The sequence below is a fragment of the Bradyrhizobium prioriisuperbiae genome (genome assembly GCF_032397745.1).
GTDB classification, from domain to species: Bacteria; Pseudomonadota; Alphaproteobacteria; order Rhizobiales; family Xanthobacteraceae; genus Bradyrhizobium_A; species Bradyrhizobium_A prioriisuperbiae.
Genome location: NZ_CP135921.1, coordinates 617,211 through 642,765, shown reverse-complemented (window position 1 = coordinate 642,765; position 25,555 = coordinate 617,211). Strand labels below are relative to the sequence as shown.

Here is a 25,555-nt window from a genome sequence, read left to right as displayed (position 1 = left end):
TTACGAGTCGCTTTCGGCAGCTGCATGCCCGCGAAAATGTCTCAAGCAACCTTGATGCCGGTGGCTGCGCCACGATCATGCGAACTGGCGTCGTCGTGCGTCAGTTCGCGGAACTCCGTGATTGCGGACGGCCGGCCGAACAAGTAGCCCTGCACTTCATCGCAGGCCTCGCCTTGCAGGAATTCCAGTTCGTCGCCGGTCTCCACGCCTTCCGCCAGGACCGGCAGGCCGAGGCCGCGGCCAAGTCCGAGCACGGCACGAACGATGGTCGCCGCCTGTTCATTGGAATGGACCGACGCGATGAAAGAGCGATCGATCTTGATTTTGTCGAACGGAAACGCCCGCAAATTCGACAGCGAAGAATAGCCGGTGCCGAAATCGTCCATGGCGATGCGGATGCCCAGCGCCTTGATCTGGCGCAACGTCATCAATGCCCGATTCAGGTCGCGCACCAGCGCGGTCTCGGTAATCTCGAGCTCCAGCCGGCCCGGAGAAAGACCGGTTTCGAGCAGAATCTGGTGAACCGTCTGGACCAGGTTTGCGCTGTGAATCTGCACCGCGGAGACGTTGACGGCGATCATCAGCGGCTGGCGCCATGAGGCGGCCTCGCGGCAGGCTTCCCGCAGCACCCACGTGCCGATTTCGAGAATCGCTCCGGTTTCTTCGGCGATTGGAATGAAAGTCGCCGGCGAGATGGCGCCGCGAAGCGGATGATTCCACCGCAGCAGTGCTTCAAATCCGCTGACCACTCCGCTCTGGAGATCCTGCTGAGGCTGGTAGACGAGTTTCAATTCGCCACGCATCGTGGCGTGACGCAGATCATGCTCGAGCTCACGCCGGTCGCGGACTTCGATTCCCATCTTCGCTTCGAAGAAACGAAAAGTGGCGCGACCTTCCACTTTGGCGCGATAGAGCGCGGTATCAGCGTGAGTCAGAAGTTCCTGCCGGTCGATCGCATCGTCGGGGCACACGGCAATGCCGATGCTGCAAGAGATATCTTCGACACCGGATCCGTCCCGCCCGTCGCGAAGCGCTTCCTGAATTTTTTCGGCCAGCCGCCCGGCTGCCGAAGGATGAGCGAGCCCCGGCATCAGAATGGCGAATTCGTCGCCGCCCAGCCGCGCCATCATGTGCCGTTCGCCGAGCACCGCCGTCACGCGCGAGGCGACGGCTTGCAGCACCTTATCTCCGGCAGCGTGTCCGAACAGGTCGTTGACCTCCTTGAAGCGGTCTAGATCGAGACACAGCACCGCGAGTTTCTCGTCGCGGTTTTGGGCGAGCGGTATCTCTTGTTCCAATCGGCTGTTGAAATGGCTGCGGTTTGGCAAAGACGTCAAGACGTCATGGTGCGCGAGGTACCGGATGTGCCTTTCGGCTTCCTTGCGTGCGCGCAGGTCGCGCACCGCGATGACGTGATGGGGGCGTCCTGCATACTCCATCGCCCGCAAAAGCACTTCAACCGGCAGCAGCGCGCCGTCGCGGTGCCGCAACTCGGTTTCGATCAACTGGCCGGAGGTGGACAGCAGCTTGGCGTGCAGGTCGGTGTCTGGAAAATATGTCGCAAGATCGGCATGGACGAATTGTTCCTGCGGGTAGCCGATCAATTGGGCGAAGCTGTTGTTGACGGTGACGATCTTGTTGTCGTGGCTCAGCACCAGGCCTTCGACGGCGGCGTCAGCCAAGCTTTGCATGCGATCGGTTTCGAGCTCTGAGCGCCGCCGGTCGTGGTTGTCGAGCCAAGCGCCAGCCAGTGCCAACAGGATGATGACGAAGCTGGAGGCCGCCACGCCTACGGCGAGCCAAGCGGTGGGGATAGCCAGAGGGGAGATTGCGATAGCTGGATCGGGAACGATCGATGCGGCGCCCAAGGCCGTGAAGTGATGGCTGATGATTGCCAGCGTCAGCAGCAGCGCACCGTAACACTTCCATTTGAACGACTTCCCGCGCAGTCCGGCGGCGATTGCGGCGGCACTCGCCAGTATTGCGAGCAGGAGTGAATTGGCGATCAGTGTCCGGTCCCACTGGATGGTGCCCTGGATCTCGAAGGCGGCCATGCCCAGCTGATACATTGCGGCAATACCTGTGCCAACGATGGCGCCGCCGGCATAGGGTGCCGCCCGCTGGTTCGGGATGACGGAGACAGTGAGCCCAGCGCCGGTTAGCAGGATAACTGCCAGCAGGGATCCGATGGTGAGAACGATGTTATAGCCGCTTGGAATGCCCGGACTAAAGGACAGCATTGCGATAAAATGAGTGGCCCAGATGCCCGAGCCGGTCGAAATGGCGGCAACGCCGAGCCAGATGTTTCGCGTGCGGCCGCTTGAGTTGTGGGCATGTCGGAGCAGATTGATGGCCGCGAAGGAAGCCAGGGCGCAGATGACGATCGCGAGCACCACCAGATTGAAATCGTGGGCGGTGACGATTCCGCTATAAACTCTGAACATACACTTTACCGCGCCGAGGGAAGCTGTCCTCGCCATCTAGGGCGCCAAACGCGTAACGTAAGGTAAATAGAACCCGAAAGGCCGGCGGCGTTCCGCGATACGGTGAATCGTTGTTTTTGGCGAACCGTAAAATTGGCGCGATCTGTCGGCGGGCAGTTATGCCACCTTGATATCGGCCATCGCGGGGCGCTCCTGATAATCCGGTTCGTCGTGCGTCAGGTTGCGAAATTCGGTGATCGCGGAGGGGCGCCCGACCAAATACCCCTGCACTGCGTCGCAGAATTCACCTTGCAGGAATTGCAGTTCGTCGCCGGTTTCGACGCCTTCGGCAAGTACCGGTAGACCGAGGCCGCGGCCCAGACCGAGCACGGCTCGCACAATGGTTGCCGCCTGCTCGTTGGAGTGGACCGATGCGATGAAGGAACGATCGATCTTGATCTTGTCGAACGGGAAGGCGCGCAGATTGGACAATGACGAGTAGCCGGTTCCGAAGTCATCCATGGCAATCCGGATGCCGAGTGCCTTGATCTGGCGCAACGTCGCCAACGCGCGGTTCAGGTCCCGCACCAGCGCCGTTTCGGTGATCTCAAGCTCCAGCCGGTGGGGCGACAGGCCAGTATTCAGCAGGGTCTGGTGGACCAGCTGTACGAAATTTGCGCTGTGAATTTGCACGGCCGACACGTTGATCGCGATCGTCAGAGGCTGCTCCCACGAAGCGGCCTCACGACAAGCCTCGCGCAGCACCCAGCCGCCGATCTCCAGAATGGCGCCGGTTTCCTCGGCAATCGGAATGAACGTGGCGGGTGAAATCGCACCGCGCGTGGAATGTTTCCAGCGCAGCAGCGCCTCGAAGCCGGTCGCTTCACCGGTCCGGATGTTCCGCTGCGGTTGGTACACCAGGCTGAGCTCTCCCCGTGCCGTGGCGTGACGCAGGTCGTGCTCAAGTTCGCGGCGGTCGCGGACTTCAAGACCCATTTTTGCTTCAAAGAAGCGGAATATGGCCCGCCCCTCGGTCTTGGCGCGATAGAGCGCCGTGTCGGCATGATTGAGAAGATCCTCGCGGTCGATCGCATCGTCGGGATATACGGCGATGCCGATGCTGCTGGAGATCTCCTCGACGTCGCTGTCTTCGGATTTGTCGCGCAGGGATTCCAGGATTTTTTCAGCCAGCCGTCCGGCGGCGGATGGATGCGTAAGCGCCGGCACCAGCACGGCGAACTCGTCGCCGCCCAGACGCGCCATCAATTGCCGATCGCCGAGAACCCGCGTGACGCGTGCGGCAACAGCCTGCAGAACTTTGTCGCCGGCGGCATGACCGAACAGGTCGTTGACTTCCTTGAAACGATCCAGGTCGAGACAAAGCACCGCGAGCTTCTCGCCGCGGTCCTGTGCAAGCAATATCTCCTGATCCAGCTTTGCATTGAACTGGCTGCGATTGGGAAGTGCGGTCAATGCGTCGTGGTGCGCGAGATAGCGGATGTGGCGCTCTGCTTCCTTGCGCGCACGCAGATCACGCACCGCCATGACATGATGCGGCTGACCTCCATACTCCATCGAGCGCAACAGGACTTCGACCGGAACTTTCGCCCCGTTGCGGTGCCGCAGTTCTGTTTCGATCGGCTGTTCGGACGACGCTTTCAGCTTGGCGAGCAGGCCGACATCCGGGAAACAGGTCGAAAGACTGATGCGCGCAAGCTGTTCCTGATCGTGGCCCGCCAGTCGAGCAAAGCTGTTGTTAACCGTGACGATTTGATCGCCATGGCTGAGAATCAATCCTTCCACGGCGGCGTCCGCCAGGCTCTGCATGCGCTGGGTTTCGCGTTCGGAGCGGTTCTGGTCGTGAATATCCAACCAGAGGCCGGCCAGCGCCAGGACGATGATGGTGAAGCTAGCGATCGCGACACCGATTGCAAGCCAGATGGTCGGGACGGCTGACGGGGAAATTGCGATGGCCGGATCCGGAATGATCGACACCGCTCCCATCGCCGTAAAGTGATGGCTGACGATCGCGAGCGTGAGCAGGAGCGCGCCGAAGTTCTTCGATCGCCGTGAGGCGTCGCGCAGTCCGGTGGCAAGGGCGAGTGCACCGATCAGTGTTCCGAGCGCGATCGAGGCCACGACGAGCGCAGTGTCCCAGATCATGAAGCCCTGAATTTCGAAGGCGGCCATCCCGGTGTAGTGCATCGTGGCGATGCCGCCGCCGATGATGCTGCCGCCAAGCCACGGAGCAATCCGTCCGATCGGCATGATCGAGATCGCGAGGCCCGTACCGGTCAGTAGGACAGCTGCCAGCAGTGATCCCACGGTGAGAACGATATTATAACCGCTGGGAATGCCGGGCGAGAATGCGAGCATGGCGATGAAATGTGTCGCCCAGATGCCGGTGCCGGTCGAGAGAGCCGCAACACTGAGCCAGACGCCCTGCATCTGGCCTTTCGAGGCGCGTGCATGTTGGAGAATGTTGAGGGCGGCAACTGAAGCGAGAGCGCAGACGATCGCGGCCAATAGCACCAGATTGAAATCGTGGGCCGTTACAATGCAATTATAAACTTTGAACATGAGCTTACCGCAAAAGCTTTTTGTTGAGCGATCACGTATAAGCAAAAGCGCGTAACGGGCGGTAAACGAATGCTGGCTTTTCGGCTGGCATCACACAGCAGGGTAAACCGTTTCATTCGGGGCGCCTGCCGCCGGGGCGGTTATATTTCGTAAACCATATCGATTTCACGCCGATCACCGATCGGCGCGGCTGACGACATCCATCAATTCCGCGATCTTGCGCCGTTGATCCGCTTTGTCGCCGGACGAAATCGCGTGTTCGACGCAATGAGCCACATGATCGCGCAGGATTTCTTCCTCGACCCGGCGCAAGGCAGCGCGTGCGGCTGTAATCTGCGTCACGATGTCGATGCAATAACGATCGTCCTCGACCATGCCGGCGAGGCCGCGGATCTGGCCCTCGATACGTTTCAGTCGTTTCAGGCAGGATGACTTGATCTCATTTCGCATGGATACTATATACCCCCATAGGGTATTAATTTCAAGTGCCACGGGAGTGCGAGATGGCGGCGTCCGGGACTAAGCAAGAAGGCTGTTGCGGCCATGAGGGTCATGGCCAGGGGGCATCCAGCGCCGGACGGCACGATCATGCCAGCCACGCTCATCACCATCAGCACGGTCACGATGCGCCGGCCCAGGTCTCAAAAGCGATCGACCCGGTCTGCGGCATGAGTGTCGATCCCGGGACGGCGAAACATCACGCTAGTCATAACGGACAGGACTATTACTTCTGCTTCGGCGGCTGCCGCACCAAGTTCGAAGCCGATCCGGAGGCTATTCTGGCGCGCAAGCCGCCGGTGCGAAGCAAACCGCAGGCAGCAGCGGCGCAGCCCGTTGCGAAAGACGCCATCTATACCTGCCCGATGCATCCGGAGGTGCGCCAGGTCGGTCCCGGCGCCTGTCCGATCTGCGGCATGGCCCTCGAGCCTGAGCAGGTCTCGCTCGATGACGCGCCGGATCCGGAACTGATCGACATGACGCGCCGGTTCTGGACCGCGCTTGCTTTGACCATTCCTGTTGTGATCGTCGACATGGCGGCACACGTCGCCGGCATTGAACTCATCCCTGCACCCTATGCCAATTGGGTGTTGTTCGCGTTGGCGACGCCGGTGGTGGCGTGGGCCGGCGCGCCGTTTTTTGTCCGTGGTTTCCGATCGCTGGTAACACGCAATCTCAATATGTTCACGCTGATCGCGATGGGGACGGGCGTCGCCTGGCTCTACAGCCTTGTCGCGACCCTCGTCCCGCAATGGTTTCCGCAGGCGTTTCGGGATCACCATGGTGCGGTCGCCGTGTATTTCGAAGCGGCTGCCGTCATCACCGTGCTGGTCCTGCTTGGCCAGGTGCTGGAACTGCGCGCGCGCGAGCGAACGTCCGGTGCGATCAAGACGTTGCTTGGGCTTGCGCCAAAGACCGCGCGGCGCGTGGCCGACCGAGGCGACGAGGACATCGCGCTTGACCAGGTTGCGGTTGGAGATTTGCTGCGGGTGCGTCCGGGTGAAAAGATTCCAGTCGATGGCATCATTGTGGAGGGGCGCTCCAATATCGACGAGTCGATGGTGACCGGCGAATCAATGCCGGTGGCCAAGGCAGATGGTGCGGGGGTGATCGGCGGCACGCTTAATCAGAGCGGCGGTCTGGTGATGCGCGCCGAGAAGGTCGGTCGCGACACCATGCTGGCGCGGATCGTCGATATGGTCAGCCGGGCGCAGCGTTCGCGGGCGCCGATCCAGCGATTGGCAGATCGCGTGGCTGGCTGGTTCGTGCCTGCGGTGATCGCGGTCGCGCTGCTGGCTTTTGTCGCCTGGGGGCTGTTCGGCCCCGAACCGCGGTTGACGTTCGGTCTGGTTGCCGCGGTTACCGTGCTGATTATTGCCTGCCCTTGTGCGCTCGGTCTCGCGACACCGATGTCGATCATGGTGGGGGTCGGCCGCGGGGCGCGGGCCGGAATATTGATCCGTGACGCCGATGCGCTGGAGCGGATGGAGCGCGTCGATACGCTGGTGATCGACAAGACCGGCACCCTGACCGAAGGCAAGCCGAAGGTCGTGGCGCTGATTGCGGCAGACGGAATCGATGAAGCCGAGTTACTGCGGCTTGCGGCCAGCGTCGAGCGCGCCAGCGAACATCCCCTGGCGCATGCCATTCTGGCGGCGGCGGAGCAGCGCCATGTTCACTTGAGTGAAGTCAGGAATTTCGATGCGCTCGCGGGCAAGGGCGCATCGGGAGAGATCGACGGCCGGACGGTGGCGCTCGGCAATGCCGCGCTGATGCGCGAACGCGGCATTGAGATCGACGCGCTCGAGGCTACCGCCCGCGCGCAGCGCGAGAACGGGGCCACGGTGATCCATGTGGCTGTCGATGGCGCGGCCGTCGGCCTGATCGCGATCGCCGATCCGATCAAGGCCAGCGCCCGGGCGGCTCTGGATGCGCTGCGCCGCGAGGGGCTGCGCATCATCATGCTGACCGGTGATCACGTAACCACGGCACAGGCGGTCGCGCGCGACCTCGGTCTCGACGAGGTCGAGGCCGGCGTGCTGCCGGAGCGCAAGGGGGCGGTGGTCGAGCGGCTGAAGTCGGAGGGGCGTTGTGTCGCCATGGTCGGCGATGGCGTCAACGATGCGCCAGCGCTGGCGAGCGCCGATGTGGGCATCGCGATGGGTGGGGGAACGGATGTCGCCATCGAGAGCGCGGGGATCACGCTGTTGCGCGGCGATCTCGGCGGACTGGTGCAGGCGCGGAACCTGTCGAAGGCGACGATGCGCAATATCCGTCAGAACCTGACGTTTGCGTTCGTCTATAACGCGGCGGGTGTTCCGGTCGCCGCCGGCGTGCTCTATCCCTTGTTCGGGCTGCTGCTGTCGCCGATGGTGGGCGCGGCTGCGATGGCGTTGTCGTCGGTCAGCGTCATCGGCAATGCGTTGCGGTTGGCGCGGCTGCGGATTTAACGCGTTCCAGCGAAGTGGAAGCTGGCTTATAGAATGCCTTTCGCAGCCGCTGGTTTGTGTGCGCCGCAATCAGCGGCGCCGAATACTGCGCATAGCGCATTAAATACATTGAAAAATTGCATAAAAGAAAAGCCGGACTCTTGCGAGCCCGGCTGGATAGTTTTGGCCATGTGAGGCCGACACAATCACCTTCCAAGAGGGATAACTGAAGTCCAGCGGTCACTGGAGGAGGGGGACGATGCGCAACCGCAAGCATTCAGTAGTTGTATTTGATCCCCGTTTTGGTCATGCGGCAACCGCCGAGGTAGCATGTCAGTCATGCGGAGTTGGCGGTATTGATCACGTGATTATGAGGGCCAGCGCTGCGCCTTGCTCACCACGAAATCTCGGAAAACCTGCACGCGTGCAACGGTTTTCAGCTCTTCCGGATAAACGAAGTAGGTGTCGAGCTGGATCGAATCGGCTTCGCCGAACAACTGGACCAGGCGGTTGTTGTCGTCGACGAGATAGTCCGGCAATGCCGCGATCCCGAGGCCTTGCTGGCAGCCGCGCAACAGGCCGAGGATGTTGTTGACCTTGAAATAGGCTTCCCGCGGTCCGGAACCGTTGCGTCCGGCTTCGATCAGCCACGCGCGATTCTGCAAATGCGACGGTACCTGCGAGTCGCTCAGCATGATGATGCGGTGGTTGTCGAGATCGTCGAGCGTGCGGGGGGTGCCGAAGCGCTTGATGTATTCCGGCGAGCAATAGGCGTGGAAGCCGATCGAGAACAGCTTGCGCTGGATCAGGTCGGGCTGCGTCGGCTTGCGGGTGCGAATGGCGACGTCGGCCTCGCGCATCGAGAGGTCGAGCTCTTCGTCGGTGACCATCAGCTGCACGCGGATTTCCGGATAAAGCGAGGTGAACTCGCCCAATCGGGGGATCAGCCAGTTGATGCCGACACCGGGGGTCGTGGTCACCTTGAGTTCGCCGCTCGGCCGCTCGCGGCTGTCGGTCAGTTTGGCGCGTGCGGCCTGCAGCTGCATGAAGACGTCATGTGCCGTGCGGAACAGCAGGTCGCCCTGTTCGGTCAGGATCAGGCCGCGGGCATGGCGGTGGAACAGCGAAACGGCGAGTTCCTGCTCAAGCGCGCTGACCTGCCGGGAGACCGCGGACTGCGACAGTCCGAGCTGCTCGCCGGCATGCGTGAAGCTGCCCGCTTCCGCTGCTGCGTGAAAAACCTTTAGCTTGTCCCAATCCATAGCGGTCGATCCGTGACGATTCTGATGCGTCGAAGTTCTTCGACTATTCGGCGGCTGCGCGTTCAGTGGCTGCTGCATGGATAAACCGTTCTGCTTCGAGCGCCGCCATGCAGCCGAGGCCTGCGGCCGTCACTGCCTGGCGATAGGTTTCGTCCGCGACATCGCCGGCCGCGAACACGCCGGGCACCGAAGTGGCTGTCGAGTGCGGTGCGATCTCGACATAGCCAGACGGTTTGAGTTTCAACTGGCCGGCGACCAGTTCGGTCGCGGGAGCGTGTCCGATCGCGACAAAGACACCGTCCGTGGGCAGATCGGTGGTCGCGCCAGTTTTCACGTTCTTCAGCCGGATATGGGTGACCTTTGACGGGTTCTGGTCGCCGTGGATCTCTTCCACAGCGGTGTCCCAGATCACCTTGATCTTTGGGTGCTTGAACAGCCGATCCTGCAGGATGCGTTCGGCGCGCAGCGAGCCGCGGCGATGCACAAGCGTCACCTGGGAGGCGAAATTGGTCAGGAACAGCGCTTCCTCGACGGCGGTATTGCCACCACCGACCACGAACACCTGCTTGCCGCGGTAGAAGAAGCCGTCGCAGGTGGCGCAAGCGGAAACACCGAAGCCCTTGAAGGTTTCTTCCGATGGCAGGCCGAGCCAGCGCGCCTGCGCGCCGGTCGCGAGGATGATGGTCTCGGCGAGGTAGACGTCGCCAGAGTCGCAGGTCACACGGAACGGCCGCTGGCCCAGTTCCAGCTTATTGACGTGATCGGTGACGATCTTGGTGCCGACATGGGTCGCCTGCTTCTCCATCTGCTCCATCAGCCAGGGGCCCTGGATCACATCGGCGAAGCCGGGGTAATTCTCGACATCGGTGGTGATGGTGAGCTGGCCGCCGGGCTGGATGCCTTGAATCAGCACAGGCTCGAGCATCGCGCGCGCGGCATAGATCGCTGCAGTGTAACCGGCCGGGCCGGACCCGATGATGACGACCTTGGCGTGAATGGCGGCAGATTGGTTTGTCGTAGACAGAGACATGGATCGATCCTTGCTCCCCATCTCGATTGTCCGCGGGGAGGCAGAAACTGCTCAGAAAGACGGCTGCAGTGCATCAAAAACGGCAGAATTCATCTTAGGTTATCTGGGCAGCCATGCAAGTTATGCAACCCATATCCACCGATTTTCTGACACTTCCGTCACTTATCTGCTGCCATTCGCGGAACATTTGTCTCCAAGCAATAAAATTTCGCAAAACCGGTGGCACTGCGGTATGAACAGCCGGCAAGCACCGCAGATGGTGTGAATCGAGGGAATGGTTGTCCGTGTCCAAGGGTCTCGACGAGATCGATCTGAAAATTCTCCATGAAATTCAGGCCGATGGCCGAATTACCAACGTGGAATTGGCTAAACGTGTCGGTATCTCTCCGCCGCCCTGCCTGCGTCGCGTCAAGGCGCTGGAAGATGCGGGCTATATCCAGGGCTACCGGGGTCTGCTGGATCCGCATCGGCTGGGTTTTGATGTCACGGTGTTTGCGTCAGTCCATCTGTCGAGCCAGGCCGACGCCGATCTTCGCGCGTTCGAGGAGTTCGTGCGGCGCGAGCCGCTGGTGCGTGAGTGCTGGATGCTGTCCGGTGAGGTGGATTTCATCCTGAAATGCGTGGCGCCGGACATGGCGACGTTTCAGCATTTCGTCTCGCATCTGACCGCAGCGCCGCATGTGCGCAACGTGCGGACGTCACTGGTGTTGCACAATTCGAAAAACGAGGCCGTGGTGCCGCTCGAGTTGAAGTTCCCCCGCAACTGAGGCTGCCCCGTCGCTGGGTTGCCGCGCCATGCCCTGCAGCATTGGTCGTGCTGCCTGCCTCGCAGTGCGGCTTCGAACAGGAGACAAAAAAATCCCCCGGGCAAGGCCGGGGGATTTGCGTCTCGATAGCGAATGCTGCGTCTTATCGTGATGTGTTTTCTTTTTTAATTCTTGTTGCGGATTGCCGCGTCGGCGCTCCATGGTCCGCCGCCGGCGCACGCCAGATACAGGAACACGAAGCTGAACAGGATCGCGAGCCCGCCTTGGTTGAGGATCGGCATAAAGCCGCGCGGCGCATGGCCCATGAAATAGGCGAATGCCATTTCACCGGCGACGATGAACGCGACCGGCCGTGTGAACAAGCCGAGAATCAGCAAAATGCCGCCGACCAGTTCGAGACTGCCGGCGAGGCCGTACAGCGAAAACAACTCAACCTTTTCGAACATCGGAATCTGCGGCCATTTGAACAGCTTTGCGATTCCGTACTGAAGAAACAGAAGTCCAGTCATAATGCGCAGAAGGCTGAGGACACGCGGTGCCCACGAAGCTGCGAAGTTTTCCATTTGATATCCCCCAGTGTCCGGTTGCATGAAAACCGGTAGCGCTTAGAAACACGGCCTCCGATCGTATGATCATGAAGGCCGCAGCTCACGCGGCGCCCATCGAAATTTGCGGATGCCGCCTGGAACTTATCCCATGGTGCGCCAGCGCGACGCAATATAACGCCGCGCCGATTGCGGCAGCCGGGCGCCTCGATCACGAAGATTTATGTTCGCAGTTGCGGAAGTGAGCTTGGAATGAATCAAAAAGCCGCAGCGCGGAGGCTGCGGCTTGGTGTCGTACGTGCGATTTCCCGCCGTGGTTTCCGCGAAGTTACCGCCACTCGACCTTGGCGATCTCATAGGCTTTCGCTCCGCCGGGCGCGACCACCTCGACCGACGAGCCCTTCTTCTTGCCGATCAGCGCCCGCCCCAATGGGGAGGTGATGGAGATGCGGCCGTTCTTGGCGTCGGCTTCCGGCTCGCCGACGATCTGCCACACGGCCTTCTTCTCGGTGTCTTCGTCGATCAGCGTCACGGTGGCGCCGAACTTGATGGTGTCGCCTGAGAGTTTCGACACGTCGATGATGTCGGCACGCGCGAGCTTGTCCTCGAGCTCGGCGATGCGCCCCTCGTTATGCGACTGGGATTCCTTGGCCGCATGATACTCGGCGTTTTCCGACAGATCGCCATGGGAGCGCGCTTCGGCGATCGCCTCGATAATACGCGGGCGCTCAACCTGCTGACGCTGCTTCAGCTCCACCTCAAGGGCGTTATAGCCACCCTGGGTCATCGGAATTTTCTCAACCATTTCGTCGTCGTCCTTCGATTTCGCGCGGGGAACCAAATCGGCCCTGATGCACGAAACATCCTGTTTGACCCGACCCCTTGAAAGGGGCGGGCATCGAAAGGGAACACAGTCTTAACCCACTGGTTCCGGCGAGAGATTACCTGTCACCGCATTGCCCGCGGAGCCGGATCAAGATTCACGGTCGCGATTAGAGATCCGAAGAATAGCTCTGCAGCGTGCGAACCTCGAGATCCCCGCCCAGATAGGCCCGGATCCCCTGCGCGGCCGCCACGGCACCGGAAAGAGTGGTGTAGTACGGTACTTTATGCAAGAGGGCAGCTCGTCTCAGCGACCGGCTGTCGGCCAGCGCCTGCGGGCCTTCGGTGGTGTTGAAGACCAACTGGACGTCGCCATTGGTAATGGCGTCGACGATATGTGGCCGACCTTCCAGCACTTTGTTCACTTTCTCGGCCGGCACGCCGTTGTCGGCCAGAAACCGTTGCGTGCCCGAGGTGGCCATGACCTTGAAGCCCGCGGCGGCCAGCAGCCGGACCGCATCAAGAATGCGGGTTTTGTCGGTTTCCCGCACCGAGACGAAGACCGTTCCGGAGCGCGGCACCCGCGTGCCGCCGCCGAGCTGGCTCTTGGCGAACGCCACCGCGAACGACTGGTCGAGGCCCATGACCTCGCCGGTCGACCGCATTTCAGGACCGAGCACGGTGTCGACGCCGGGGAAACGCGCGAACGGAAACACCGATTCCTTGACGCCGACATGGCTGAGCCTGGCGGGCTTGAGCTTGAAGTCTGCGAGCTTTTCGCCGGCCATGATGCGCGAGGCGATCTTCGCGACCGGCATGCCGACCACCTTGGCGACGAACGGCACCGTACGCGAGGCGCGCGGATTGACCTCGAGCACGTAGATCTCGCCGTCCTTGATGGCGTACTGCACGTTCATCAGTCCGACCACGTCGAGTCCGAGCGCCAGTTCGCGGGTCTGCCGTTCGAGCTCCGCGATAGTGGCGGGGTCGAGCGAGTGCGGCGGCAGCGAGCAGGCGGAGTCGCCGGAGTGGATGCCCGCTTCCTCGATGTGCTCCATGATGCCGGCGATGAAGGTATCCTTGCCGTCGCACAGGCAGTCGACGTCGATCTCGATCGCGTCCGACAGATAGCGGTCGAACAGCAGCGGGTTCTTGCCGAGCACCGTGTTGATCTGCCCGGTCTTGTCGTTGGGATAGCGCGCCTTGACGTCGGCGGGCACGAGCTCCGGCAAGGTGCCGAGCAGGTAGTCACCGAGCTGGCCTTCCTCGCGGATGATCTGCATGGCGCGACCGCCGAGTACATAGGACGGCCGCACCACCAGCGGGAAATCCAGGTCGCTCGCTACCAGTCGTGCCTGTTCGACCGAATAGGCGATGCCATTCTTCGGTTGCTTCAGATGCAACTTGTCGAGGATGCGCTTGAAGCGGTCGCGGTCCTCGGCAAGATCGATCGCGTCCGGCGAGGTGCCGAGGATCGGCACCTTGGCCTCTTCCAGCGCCCGCGCGAGCTTGAGCGGGGTCTGGCCGCCGAACTGCACGATGACGCCGTGCAGCGTGCCGTTGGAGCGCTCGGTGTCGATGATCTCAAGCACGTCTTCCGCGGTCAGCGGTTCGAAATACAGGCGGTCGGCGGTGTCGTAATCGGTCGACACGGTCTCCGGATTGCAGTTGATCATGATGGTTTCGAAGCCGGCGTCGTGCAGCGCGAAGCAGGCATGACAGCAACAATAGTCGAATTCGATCCCCTGGCCGATCCGGTTTGGGCCACCACCCAGGATAATGACCTTCTTCTTGGACGAAGGCGCGCTCTCGTCGGCCACTGCGCCTGCGAACGGCGTCTCGTAGGTCGAGTACATATAGGCGGTGGGCGAGGCAAACTCCGCCGCGCAGGTGTCGATCCGCTTGAACGCCGGGCGCACCCCGAGCGTTCGTCGCAGCGACTTCACTTCGGCCTCGGTCTTGCCCGACAGCACCGCAAGGCGAGAGTCCGAGAAGCCCATGCTCTTGAGCGAGCGCATGGCGAAGGCGTTGCCGGGCAGGCCGTGCGCGCGGACCTTGGTTTCGATTTCCACGATGCCGCGAATTTCGGCGAGGAACCATGGATCGATCTTGCAGGATACGAAGATTTCGTCGTTCGACCATCCGAGCCGCATCGCCTGGGCGACTTGCAGCAGCCGGTTCGGCGTCGGCGTGCCGAGCGCGGCGCGGATCGCATTCTTGTCGTCGCCCTTGCCGAGCCCGTCGATTTCGATCTCGTCGAGGCCGGTGAGGCCGGTCTCAAGCCCGCGTAGCGCCTTCTGCAGGCTTTCCTGGAAGGTGCGGCCGATCGCCATCACTTCGCCGACCGACTTCATCGAGGTGGTCAGGGTGTGGCTCGCACCGGGAAATTTTTCGAACGCGAAGCGCGGGATTTTGGTGACGACGTAATCGATCGTCGGCTCGAACGATGCCGGCGTGGCACCGCCGGTGATGTCGTTGGCGATTTCGTCGAGGGTATAGCCAACCGCAAGCTTGGCGGCGACCTTGGCGATTGGAAAGCCGGTGGCTTTGGAGGCCAGCGCCGACGAGCGCGACACCCTCGGATTCATTTCGATCACGACCATGCGTCCGTCGGCCGGATTGACGCCGAACTGTACGTTCGATCCGCCGGTCTCGACGCCGATTTCGCGCAGCACCGCAAGCGATGCGTCGCGCATGATCTGGTATTCCTTGTCGGTCAGGGTCAGCGCCGGCGCCACCGTGATCGAGTCACCGGTGTGCACGCCCATCGGGTCGAGGTTCTCGATGGAGCAGACGATGATGCAGTTGTCCTTCTTGTCGCGGACCACCTCCATCTCGAACTCTTTCCAGCCGAGCACGGATTCCTCGATCAACACCTCGCTTGTGGGCGAGGCGTCGATGCCACGCTCGACGATCTCGATGAACTCCGCTTTGGTGTAGGCGATGCCGCCGCCGGTGCCGCCCATCGTGAACGACGGGCGAATGATCGCCGGCAGGCCGATCTGGTCCAGCGCACGCAGAGCATCCGGCAGCGTCTTGGTCTGGATCGAGCGCGGTGTCTCGAGCCCGATCTTGGTCATGGCCTCACGGAACCGGCCGCGGTCCTCGGCCTTGTCGATGGCGTCGGCGGTGGCGCCGATCATCTCGATGTTGAACTTCTCCAGCGTGCCCTGTTTGCGCAGCGACAGCGCGCAGTTCAGTGCGGTCTGGCCGCCCATGGTCGGCAGCAGCGCGAAGCCGCCGGGGATGACATTGCGCTCCTTTTCGATGATTTTGGCGACGATCTCGGGTGTGATCGGCTCGATATAGGTCGCATCAGCCAGCTCCGGATCGGTCATGATGGTCGCCGGATTGGAATTGACCAGGACGATGCGGTAGCCCTCTTCCTTCAGCGTCTTGACCGCTTGGGTCCCGGAATAATCGAATTCGCAGGCCTGGCCGATCACAATGGGGCCGGCGCCGATGATCAGGATGGTCGATATGTCGGTTCGTTTGGGCATCGCGTCTCACACCAGCATGATCCGGAAAGAGGACCGATTTTCCGAAAAAATCATGCTCAAACAATAAGATAAAGCGCGATTGCGACTCGATCCAAAGCCACCGCGCTTTCAGGCGGGCAGGAAACTAGGCACAAAAAAAGGGCGCGCCTGTCGCGCGTCCTCTGGCCGAGCGCCAAGAAAGTGCCTTGCGCGGGGGTGTCTTTAGACCAGATTCCCGGAGCGGGGAAGGGGATTAAAACCCTCATCAACCGGGGATTTTGCTCTCTAAGCGGGCAGGCCAAGGGCCGTGGCGGCTTTGAGGAGGAAATTGGAGGCCCGGCCTGGGTTCGAAACCAGGATATGAGGCTTTGCACAGCCCCCGCGTCGACGCTTCCGCCACCGGGCCAAGGTCAAGATAACGCCGGAGCGTGCGGCAAATCACGCTTATCCTTAAGATATAGTTAACGTCGCACGGGGCGGTGGAAAAGCCCGCAAGCACCTGCGTTTGCGGGCGTCAGAATGCGTGCCGGGCCACCAAAGTCATGCGCGCCGCGTTGTGTCCGACATTGACGTGGGCGCGTGTGGCGGAAAATCCGGCGGCCGCCAGTTTGGCGACGATCTCCTGCTCGCTGTAGCGCTGTAGCCCGACCTTGGTGCGCAACTGCCAATAGTCCGACAGGTATGTGCGCAAAAGGCCAATCAGGGCATCTTTCAGGAAACCATGAGCGCGCGCCAGCCGCAGCAGGGCCATCACGTCGGTGACCGCGCCAACGTCGGGTCTCAGAATATCGCCGAGCAGGAGACGTCCGCTCGGTTTCAGCAGGCGGCGCACCGCCGCAAAAGCTGTGTCGAGTTCAGCCGGAGTCATGTACTGCGCCACCGAGATCATGACAGCGAGATCGACCGAACTGTCGTCGAGATAACGCAAGTCCTCGAGTGATCGGACCTTGATGTTGAGGTCGCGGGCATATCGCGCAATCAGCCGTCCACGCACCCCTGGCGCCGGCTCGGCCAAGATCAGCCGTGCGCACCGTTCCGCGACGTGGCCAGCCGATGTCGCTTCGCCGCAGGCATAGTCGAGCACCACCGCCTCGGGTGAGGAGATGTAGCCGATAATATCGTCGGCAATGATGCTGAAGTGCAGGTCGCGGTGCAGCTTGCTGACATAAATCGTATGCGTGGAATCGTAATAATCGATCCAGTCGTCCATGGTCTCGCCCCGGCCACCAGTATAGTGGTTCCCAGTCCGGAACCCTCAGAGTGAGTTGTGCGTTAATGGGTTCGACGAGAGGTGTCCATCCATCGCCCGATGGTCTGGTCCAAAAACTGCCCAAAAGCCGCCTCTGGCCCGACGTTCTTCGATAACCAGCCAGTCCTAACAGGAAGGTAAGCCGTGAGCAAAACTGCAAAAAAAGTCGCCCCCGAACTCGATACGCCAACCGATCTGTCGCAGGAAGCCGTCGACAGGATCTCGGCAGCGCTCAATCCGCTGGTGGCGGACTCCTTCGCGCTTTACCTGAAAACCAAGAATTTTCATTGGCATGTCAGCGGCCGTCATTTCCGCGACTATCACCTCCTGCTCGACGAGCAGGCCGATGTGATTTTCGCCGGGATCGACGAGCTTGCGGAACGTGTGCGCAAGATCGGTGGCACCACGCTGCGTTCGATCGGCCATGTCGCCAAACTGCAGACGGTGGAAGACAATGACGAGGCCTATGTGCCGCCACGTGAAATGCTGCGCGAATTGATGGAAGACAACAAGAGCTTCACGGTCGCCTTGCGCAAGGCGCACGAGGTGGCCGACAAATACGACGATGCCGCCACCGCCAGCATTCTGGAGAACTTCATCGACGCCACCGAGCGGCGCACCTGGTTCCTGTTCGAGGCCAGCCGCCAGGAAGGCGGCAACGAGGCCTGAAGGCGCGTTGCTGCGCCCGACCGATCCCGCAAAATAAAAGCGCCCGCGTGATGCGGGCGTTTTTATTCGGGGTGCACGTTGCGCGAGGTAATCAGGTCTTCTTCCGTTCACGCATCAGGTCGGTAAAGCGCCTGAACAGGTAATGCGAATCGCGAGGGCCGGGCGAGGCTTCGGGATGGTACTGCACCGAGAATACCGGCCTGTCCTTCAGCGCGATGCCGCAGTTGGAGTCGTCGAACAGTGAGGTATGAGTTTGGGTCACGTTGTCCGGCAGTGTGGTCTTGTCGACCGCGAAGCCGTGATTCATCGAGGTGATTTCCACTTTGCCGGTGGTGATGTCCTTGACCGGATGGTTGGCGCCGTGATGGCCCTGATGCATTTTCATGGTCTTGCCGCCGACGGCGAGACCGAGCATCTGGTGGCCAAGGCAGATACCGAAGGTCGGCAGCCCCGAGTCGATCACTTTCTTGATCACCGGCACCGCATATTCGCCGGTTGCCGCCGGGTCACCCGGGCCGTTTGACAGGAATACGCCGTCTGGCTTGATCGCCAGAATATCCTCGGCCGACGTGGTGGCCGGCACCACCGTGATCTTGCAGCCCTCGCCGGCAAGCAGCCGCAGGATGTTGCGCTTGATGCCGTAATCGATGGCGACCACATTGAACTCGGGGTTGTCCTGTCGGCCGAAGCCCTTATCCCATTCCCAAGGGGTCTCGTCCCAGGTGAAGCGCTGGCCGCTGGTCACCAGCGGCACCAGGTCCATGCCGACCAGGCCCGGCCACTCCCGGGCCTCTTCCTTCAGCGCCCGCAAGTCAAAGCGGCCGTCCGGGGCATGGGCAATCACGGCATTGGGCATGCCCTTGCCGCGGATCAGCGCGGTGAGGGCGCGGGTGTCGATGCCGCTGAGCCCGATGATGCCGCGGGCCTTCAGCCACTGGTCGAGATGCTTGGCGGCGCGGTAATTCGACGGATCGGTGATCGAGGAACGCAGGATCACACCGCGGGCGCCGGGCGTTGCCGCCATGTTCAGCGCCTCGATATCCTCATCGTTGGTGCCGACATTGCCGATATGCGGGAAAGTGAAGGTGATGATCTGCCCCGCATAGGACGGGTCGGTGAGGATTTCCTCGTAACCGGTCATGGCCGTGTTGAAGCAGACTTCGCCCACGGCGGAGCCTTCCGCACCGAGACCGAAGCCTTCCAGCACAGTGCCATCGGCGAGCACAAGGAGCGCGGTCGGTTTGAGGTCCGGCCAGGCGGCAGCGTTTTCTGATTGGGTCATGAGCGCATCACATAACGCCTGCGGCGTCCGGCGTCAAAGGCCGAAACCACGGATTCACACCTCGTTCCCATATCATTTTTCGTCGATTTTCCCGAAGTTTGACAAGGGGATACGGGGCATTAATCTGCGCCCGCGCGGCCACAGGCACTCAACGAGCCGCGAAGGGAGAAACGGCGTCATGGATCGGCTGCATTCCGGCGGAACCGTCGGAGGTCTCATTATTTCGGCGATCGCTCGGTTCGGTGACCGCCCGGCTATTGCCGACGGCACCACGCGCTGGAGCTATCGCGAACTGGGCGACGTCGTCGCTCGCTTCATTACGGTCTATCGGGCGATGGGTCTGACCAAGGGCAGCGCCGTCTCGGTGCTCGCCAGCAACCGGGTCGAGAGCTGGGCCGCGATTTGCGCTGCGATGGTGATGGGCGCGCGCTACACCTCCCTGCACCCGATGGCCGCGGAGGATGATCAGGCGTTCATTATCGACGACGCCGAGATCGATCTTCTGATCGTGGAAGCCGGAAAGTTCGGCGATCGCGGTCGCGCCATCAAGCAGCGTGCGCCGGCGCTGAAACACATGGTTGCGTTCGGCGCAATGGACGGCGTTCGGGATATCCTGACGGAGGTCGCGGTGGCGGCACCCGCGCCGCTGATCGACGCGGGTGATAACGACGCCATCGCCTTCCTGGCCTACACCGGTGGCACCACCGGCCGCTCGAAGGGCGTGATGCTGCCGCACCGGTCGCTGGTGGCAATGACGCTGACGTTGTTTGCCGACTGGGACTGGCCGCAAGACATTCGCTTCCTCGCCGCGACCCCGATCAGCCATGCCGCTGGCGTGACACTGTTTCCGGTGATGCTGCGCGGCGGCTATTCTCGTCTGGTGCAGGGCTTTGATCCCGACGTCTATGGCCGCGTGGTGCAGGACGAAAAGATCACCGCGACCTTCCTGGTGCCGACGCTGATCTATGCGCTGATCGACAATGTCGACTTGCGCAGGCGCGTCGATCTGTCGTCGCTCGACATGATCATCTATGGCGCCGCGCCGATGTCGCCGGACCGCTTGCGCGAGGGCATCGCGATCTTCGGCCAGGTGTTCGTGCAGCTTTACGGCCAGACCGAGGCGCCGCAGGTCATCACCACCATGCGCAAGATCGATCATGACGCGAGCAATCCGCGACGGCTCGGCTCGTGTGGCCGCGCCAATCCGATGCTGGACGTCAAACTGTTCGACGCCGAGATGCGGGAGGTCGCGCTCGGCGAGCCCGGGGAGATTTGCGTCCGCGGCTCGCTGGTGATGGACGGCTACTGGAAGCGGGATGATGCCACGGCCGATGCGTTGCGCGGCGGCTGGCTGCACACAGGCGACGTCGCGCTGCAGGACGATGAAGGGTATTATTATATCGTCGACCGCACCAAGGACATGATCATCTCCGGTGGCTTCAACATCTACCCGCGTGAAGTCGAGGATGCGTTGATGTCGCATCCCTTCGTCGCGTCGGCGGCGGTGATCGGCATTCCCGACGACAAGTGGGGCGAAGCCGTGAAGGGGTTTGTCGTGCCGAAACCCGGTTGCAGCATCGACGTCAGCGAACTGCAGGCCCACGTCAAGGACAAGCGGGGCGCGCCATGGTCGCCAAAATCGATCGACGTGGTCGAGAGCGTTCCCGTGACGGGGCTGGGCAAAATCGATCGCAAGGCGCTGCGGGCGCCGTACTGGGAAGGCCGTACACGCGGTGTTGCATAGGATGGCGGCCTTCATCGGAACGCCGCGATAACGGGAGATTGCGATGACTGAAACCCTGCCGCTGGTCCTCGTTCCGGGACTTGCCTCGTCGTCTCGCGTCTATGCGCCAGTCATTCCGTCGTTATGGCGGCTACGGCCGGTCATGGTGGCCAATCATCTGCGCGACAACAGCATGGAGGCCATCGCGCGCCGCATCCTGAGCGAGGCTCCGGCACGTTTCGCGCTGGCGGGGCATTCGATGGGCGGCTACATCGCCTTCGAAATCATGCGCCAGGCGCCGGAACGCGTGGCCAGGCTCGCACTGTTGAACACCTCGGCACGCCCGGATACGCCGGAAGCTTCGGCGCGTCGCCGCATGCAGATGCAGATGGCTCGTGACGGCAAGCTGCACGAGGTGCTCGATATGCTGTTCCCGCAGTTCGTGCATCCTTCGCGGGTGACCGATGACGCGCTTCGCCAGTTGGTGCACGACATGGCCGACGATGTTGGAGCGGAGGGGTTCATCAACAACCAGACCGCAATCCTTGCGCGGCCGGATTCGCGCCCGGGCCTGGGCACGATCCGCTGCCCAACCCTGGTCCTGACCTCCGATCAGGACATGCTGCTGCCGAACGAGCTGTCGAAGGAGATCGCCGCCGGTATTCCCGGAGCAACGCTGACCATCATTCCCGAATGCGGACACATGTCACAGCCCGAACGACCACAAGCCGTGGCCGCCGCATTGAGCGAGTGGCTTGCAACACGACAATCCTGATTGCAGCGTTGCCAACGCGGAAACCGTTGCACGAGTGTTGCGACGTCGGCCTTTGAATCACTAAAATTCCGGAACCGCCGACGAAGGAATGGCTTGCCCCGGGCCAGACACACTTCTACACAATCCGGCGAGTGATCCTTAAGGACGGCCTTCCGTGACATCAAATCCAGGGACTTCGGCGTCGCCACGGACGCCGGCGCAGCCTCGCGCGGCGTGGCGACGGCCGTTCGAGGCATGGCTCGACGGCATCGAGCCGGGCTGGGCTATTCCGGCGCTGTTGATCGGGTTTGTCGCGATCTGGATGGCGTTTCTGTTGATCGCCTACATCAACGCCGACCTGCATCCGGACATCCTGGAAACCTGGTCCATCGGCCGGACTTTCGAGTGGGGCAATCCCAAGCACCCGCCGCTGATGGGCTGGGTGGCACGGCTCTGGTCGACGGTATTTCCGCTCACCGACTGGTCGTTCCAGCTTCTCGCCATGGTCAATGCAGCTTTCGCGCTCTGGTCGGTCGACCTGATCACCCGGCGTTTTGTGCGTGGCGACAAGCGGGTGATCGTGCTGCTGCTGCTGATGCTGCTGCCGGCCTACCAGTTTCACGCCCAGCGCTTCAACGCCAACAGCATCCTGCTCGCGGCCTGGCCGCTGGCGACCTACTGCTTCCTGCGCTCATTCGAGACCCGGGCGTTCGGCTGGTCGGTTGCTGCGGGCCTGTGTGCCGCGCTTGCCATGCTGGGCAAGCATTATTCGGTCTTCCTGGTTGCCGGCTTCGTGCTGGCCGCGATCGCTCATCCACAGCGTCGCGCCTATTTCGCGTCGCTGGCACCATGGGTCTCGGCCCTGGTCGGCCTCGCGGTGCTGGCACCGCATCTCTACTGGCTCGCCGCCCACGACTTTGCTCCGATGAAGTATGCGATGACCGCCCATGGCGGCCGCAGCCTGCCGTCGGCGGTGCATGAATCCGGCATGTTCACGCTCACGCTGCTGGCCTATTTCGCCCTGCCGGCGGTGACGTGGTTGCTGATGATCCGCACCAACCTGCGGGCCTACGCATCGAACCTGCGCAGGATTGAGCCGGGGCTTTTGCTGCTGCTGCTGGTTTTCATCGGCTCGATCCTGTTCCCGGCGGTGGCTTGCATCACCATAGGCACTGACCTGCCGGCGCTCTGGAATCTGCAGGGCCTGTTCTTTGTCGCGATAATCGCGGTGGCGGCGGCGACCTTTGCGGTCGACCGGTTCGACACCGTCAACCTCGCGGTGTTCGTGCTCGGCCTTTCGCTGTTTGCCGTCGGCGCCGCGCCATTCCATGCGATCTATCGCAACACCCACGGCTATAAGGAAGGCCGCACGTTCTACCGGCAGGCCGCCGAGGAACTGACCCGCCGCTGGCATCAGGTATCGCCGACCCCGCTGCCCGCGGTGAGTGGCGACGACAACCTGGCGTTTGCCACCGCCTTCTACAGCCCCGATCATCCGCGCTATGCGCGCCCGTTCCAGTTCCAATACGTGTGGGGCCTGCCGCGGCAGAGCACGCTGGACAAGGGTTGGGCCGCCCTGTGCTTCAAGGGCGAAGCGGATTGCGAGGCCTGGCTGCGGCGGCTCGAAACGCGGCAGACCAAATTCGTCCAGTCCGAGTTCGTCCTCACCTCGCAGCTGTGGGGCCGGCCGGGCGTCAGCACCGTCATCGTCGCCGTGATCGCACCGCCACGTGATCCCTCCGCGGAGCCGGTGCTGGTGCCGGAGCGCGAGAGCCTCGAGGATTTCAGCGCCAGCCGGCGACATATCCAGTTCCGGCCGGAAAGCGCCATTCGTCCCACCCGCCCGTGATGGTTGTGCCGGGGCACAAAACGCACTAGATCGTGCGGGAATGCCCCGCAGATACACTGGGGGCTGACGATTCCCCGGAGCCGATCATGCTGCGCGACGCCATCAATACCGCGGTGAAGGAGGCCATGAAGGCCAGGGATGAGCGCAAGCTCTCCACGCTTCGCATGGTCAATTCTACCATCAAGAATGCGGACATCGACGCGCGTGGGCAGGGCAAACCTCCCTTGAGCGATGACGACCTGCTCGGCGTGCTGCAGAAGATGATCAAGCAGCGCCAGGAATCGGTTGTGCTGTATGAGAAGGGTGGCCGAGCCGAACTCGCCGCGCAGGAGAGTGAGGAAATTGCCGTCATCTCCGCGTATCTGCCAAAGCAGATGTCGGACGACGATGTCAAAGCCGCGATTGCCGCTGCCATCCAGGAAACCGGCGCTGCCGGCATGAAGGATATGGGCAAGGTGATCGGCGTGCTGAAGACGAAATACGCGGGCCAGATGGATTTCGGCAAAGCCAGCGGTCTGGTGAAGGCGGCACTCGCGGGATAGTCCACCGGTGTCGCGAGGGAGTTGATCATCATGCTCACCGAGACCGACGACTATCATCGCCTCTATGAAACTTTCCGCTGGAACGTTCCGGCGCTGTTCAACATTGCCGACGTCTGCTGCGACCGCCATGCCGATGGCACGGGTCGTCTTGCCCTGATCTACGTTGACGAGGATGGCGGCACCCGGCGGCCGTCATTCGACGATATGCGCGCCTGGTCGTGCAAGTTTGCCAATGTGTTGCAAGCCGACGGCCTTGTCCGTGGCGACCGTGTCGCGGTGTTCCTGTCGCAGTCGATTGAACTTCCAGTGGTGCACCTCGCAGCGTTTCGTGCCGGCCTGGTGTCGGTGCCGCTGTTCATGCTGTTTGGCGAGGATGCACTCGAATTCCGGCTCGCCAACAGCGGCGCCAAGGTCGTGGTCACCGATGCCGCCGGTTTCGAGAAGCTGGCGAAAATCCGTGACCGGCTGCCGGAGCTCAAGCATGTCTTCGTGACTGGCGATGTGACGCCGTCAGGCGCCAAATCGTTCTGGCAGGCGATCGAAGTCGCGTCAGACGTTTTCAGCAATGCGCCAACACATGCCGATGATCCAGCCATCATCATCTTTACCTCCGGCACCACCGGCAATCCGAAAGGCGCGCTGCATGCCCATCGCGTGCTGCTCGGCCATCTGCCGTGCGTTGAGATGGTGCACGACTTCTTCCCCAAACCAGGTGATGTGTACTGGACGCCGGCCGACTGGGCCTGGATCGGCGGGCTGTTCGATGCGCTTTTTCCGGCCTGGTATCATGGCGTGCCGATTGTGGGCTATCGCGCCAAGAAGTTCGAACCTCAGGCCGCCATGCAACTGATGGCCGATCATGGCGTGCGCAACGTGTTCCTGCCGCCCACCGCGCTGAAGCTGATGCGCCAGGCCGACGTCAGGCATTCCGGCGTGAAGCTGCGCAGCATCCTCACCGGCGGCGAATCGCTCGGGGCCGAGCTGCTCGCCTGGGTCCGCGCGACCTTCGGCATCGACGCCCACGAGATCTACGGCCAGACCGAATGCAATCTCGTGATCGGCAACCATGCAGGCCTGTTTCAGATCCGGCCGGGATCCATGGGGCGCGCCATTCCCGGCTTCGACGTCTGCATCGTGAACGAACACGGCGAGGAATTGCCGCGCGGCGAACGCGGTATCGTCGGCGTGCGCCGACCGAACCCCTGCATGATGCTCGAATACTGGCGCAATCCCGAGGCTACGGCCAAGAAATACGCCGGCGAGTTCCTGCTGACTGGAGATCTCGGCATCCAGGATGCGGACGGTTATTTCTGGTACGTCAGCCGCGAGGACGACGTCATCACCAGCGCCGGCTATCGCATCGGCCCCTCCGAGATCGAGCATACCCTGCTGAAGCATCCGGCGGTCGCGATTGCCGCGGTGGTCGGGATTCCCGATCCGATCCGCACCGAGGCGATCAAGGCCTGGATCGTGCTGCGGCCGGGATTTTCGCCAAGCGACGCGTTGGCGCGCGAGATCCAGGACTTCGTCAAGGTGCAACTCGCAGCTCACGAATATCCACGCCATGTGCAGTTCGCCGACAGCCTGCCGATGACGGCTACCGGCAAGGTGCTGCGCCGCGAGTTGCGTACGCTGGGGTGACGCCATCGGCG

General features: G+C 62.1%; 19 protein-coding genes and 1 tRNA gene. 9 read left to right on the top strand and 11 right to left on the bottom strand.

All coding sequences use genetic code 11. The features are described from left to right. Positions 1-41: 41 nt before the first annotated feature. The 3 genes from RS897_RS02945 to RS897_RS02935 form a co-directional block, all read right to left on the bottom strand. The gene (locus RS897_RS02945; RefSeq protein WP_315835111.1) at positions 42-2,444 is read right to left on the bottom strand and encodes a bifunctional diguanylate cyclase/phosphodiesterase; all 2,403 of its coding nucleotides are present in this window, start codon (positions 2,442-2,444) and stop codon (positions 42-44) included. 156 nt (positions 2,445-2,600) lie between these two features. Continuing rightward, positions 2,601-5,003: a bifunctional diguanylate cyclase/phosphodiesterase gene (locus tag RS897_RS02940; protein ID WP_315835110.1), complete on the bottom strand. Its 2,403-nt coding sequence runs from the start codon at positions 5,001-5,003 to the stop codon at positions 2,601-2,603. A gap of 174 nt (positions 5,004-5,177) precedes the next feature. Further along, positions 5,178-5,453 carry a metal-sensitive transcriptional regulator gene (locus RS897_RS02935; RefSeq protein ID WP_315835109.1) on the bottom strand — a complete coding sequence of 92 codons (276 nt, stop codon included), beginning with the start codon at positions 5,451-5,453 and terminating at the stop codon, positions 5,178-5,180. Between the two features lie 53 nt (positions 5,454-5,506). Here RS897_RS02935 and RS897_RS02930 point away from each other — a divergent pair, with 53 nt between their 5' ends. Next, complete coding sequence (locus RS897_RS02930) at positions 5,507-7,951, top strand: heavy metal translocating P-type ATPase (RefSeq protein WP_315835108.1); 2,445 nt, start codon at positions 5,507-5,509, stop codon at positions 7,949-7,951. A 347-nt stretch (positions 7,952-8,298) separates the two neighbouring features. On the opposite strand, the gene RS897_RS02925 is transcribed toward RS897_RS02930, so the two are convergent. Together RS897_RS02925 and trxB are read right to left on the bottom strand one after the other, a co-directional pair. Then, complete coding sequence (locus tag RS897_RS02925; RefSeq protein WP_315835107.1) at positions 8,299-9,192, bottom strand: LysR family transcriptional regulator; 894 nt, start codon at positions 9,190-9,192, stop codon at positions 8,299-8,301. Positions 9,193-9,235: 43 nt separating this feature from the next. Continuing rightward, positions 9,236-10,222 carry a thioredoxin-disulfide reductase gene (gene trxB / locus RS897_RS02920; protein ID WP_315835106.1) on the bottom strand — a complete coding sequence of 329 codons (987 nt, stop codon included), beginning with the start codon at positions 10,220-10,222 and terminating at the stop codon, positions 9,236-9,238. Here trxB and RS897_RS02915 point away from each other — a divergent pair. Beyond that, the gene (locus RS897_RS02915; RefSeq protein WP_315835105.1) at positions 10,221-10,487 is read left to right on the top strand and encodes a hypothetical protein; all 267 of its coding nucleotides are present in this window, start codon (positions 10,221-10,223) and stop codon (positions 10,485-10,487) included. The two genes, trxB and RS897_RS02915, sit on opposite strands and share 2 nt — an antisense overlap. A gap of 19 nt (positions 10,488-10,506) precedes the next feature. Further along, positions 10,507-10,989, top strand: coding sequence for an Lrp/AsnC family transcriptional regulator (locus RS897_RS02910; RefSeq protein WP_315835104.1), 483 nt, complete (start codon positions 10,507-10,509; stop codon positions 10,987-10,989). Between the two features lie 164 nt (positions 10,990-11,153). On the opposite strand, the gene RS897_RS02905 is transcribed toward RS897_RS02910, so the two are convergent. The 5 genes from RS897_RS02905 to RS897_RS02885 all read right to left on the bottom strand — a co-directional run bounded on the left by RS897_RS02905 (position 11,154) and on the right by RS897_RS02885 (position 17,045). Next, positions 11,154-11,552, bottom strand: a complete 399-nt coding sequence (locus tag RS897_RS02905) for a DoxX family protein (protein WP_315835103.1) — start codon at positions 11,550-11,552, stop codon at positions 11,154-11,156. 310 nt (positions 11,553-11,862) lie between these two features. Then, positions 11,863-12,339: a transcription elongation factor GreA gene (gene greA / locus RS897_RS02900; RefSeq protein ID WP_315835102.1), complete on the bottom strand. Its 477-nt coding sequence runs from the start codon at positions 12,337-12,339 to the stop codon at positions 11,863-11,865. Positions 12,340-12,526: 187 nt separating this feature from the next. Next, complete coding sequence (gene carB, locus RS897_RS02895; RefSeq protein WP_315835101.1) at positions 12,527-15,856, bottom strand: carbamoyl-phosphate synthase large subunit; 3,330 nt, start codon at positions 15,854-15,856, stop codon at positions 12,527-12,529. A gap of 308 nt (positions 15,857-16,164) precedes the next feature. Further along, positions 16,165-16,241, bottom strand: a tRNA-OTHER gene (locus RS897_RS02890). A gap of 108 nt (positions 16,242-16,349) precedes the next feature. Beyond that, complete coding sequence (locus RS897_RS02885) at positions 16,350-17,045, bottom strand: class I SAM-dependent methyltransferase (RefSeq protein ID WP_315835100.1); 696 nt, start codon at positions 17,043-17,045, stop codon at positions 16,350-16,352. A 183-nt stretch (positions 17,046-17,228) separates the two neighbouring features. On the opposite strand from RS897_RS02885, the gene RS897_RS02880 reads away from it, so the two are divergent. Beyond that, complete coding sequence (locus RS897_RS02880; protein ID WP_315835099.1) at positions 17,229-17,753, top strand: Dps family protein; 525 nt, start codon at positions 17,229-17,231, stop codon at positions 17,751-17,753. Between the two features lie 91 nt (positions 17,754-17,844). Here RS897_RS02880 and carA read toward each other — a convergent pair whose 3' ends face one another. Next, positions 17,845-19,035, bottom strand: coding sequence for a glutamine-hydrolyzing carbamoyl-phosphate synthase small subunit (carA, locus tag RS897_RS02875; RefSeq protein WP_315835098.1), 1,191 nt, complete (start codon positions 19,033-19,035; stop codon positions 17,845-17,847). A gap of 178 nt (positions 19,036-19,213) precedes the next feature. Here carA and RS897_RS02870 point away from each other — a divergent pair, with 178 nt between their 5' ends. The 5 genes from RS897_RS02870 to RS897_RS02850 all read left to right on the top strand — a co-directional run bounded on the left by RS897_RS02870 (position 19,214) and on the right by RS897_RS02850 (position 25,544). Then, a complete protein-coding gene (locus RS897_RS02870; RefSeq protein ID WP_315835097.1) occupies positions 19,214-20,779 on the top strand; it encodes an AMP-binding protein in 1,566 nt (521 codons plus the stop codon). A 43-nt stretch (positions 20,780-20,822) separates the two neighbouring features. Continuing rightward, the gene (locus tag RS897_RS02865; RefSeq protein WP_315835096.1) at positions 20,823-21,533 is read left to right on the top strand and encodes an alpha/beta fold hydrolase; all 711 of its coding nucleotides are present in this window, start codon (positions 20,823-20,825) and stop codon (positions 21,531-21,533) included. A gap of 154 nt (positions 21,534-21,687) precedes the next feature. Then, the gene (locus RS897_RS02860) at positions 21,688-23,361 is read left to right on the top strand and encodes a glycosyltransferase family 39 protein (RefSeq protein ID WP_315835095.1); all 1,674 of its coding nucleotides are present in this window, start codon (positions 21,688-21,690) and stop codon (positions 23,359-23,361) included. A gap of 86 nt (positions 23,362-23,447) precedes the next feature. Next, positions 23,448-23,903 (top strand): GatB/YqeY domain-containing protein, encoded by a 456-nt coding sequence (locus RS897_RS02855; protein ID WP_315835094.1) that lies wholly within the window; start codon positions 23,448-23,450, stop codon positions 23,901-23,903. Between the two features lie 30 nt (positions 23,904-23,933). Then, positions 23,934-25,544 (top strand): acyl-CoA synthetase, encoded by a 1,611-nt coding sequence (locus tag RS897_RS02850; RefSeq protein ID WP_315835093.1) that lies wholly within the window; start codon positions 23,934-23,936, stop codon positions 25,542-25,544. The last annotated feature ends 11 nt before the right edge of the window (positions 25,545-25,555 follow it).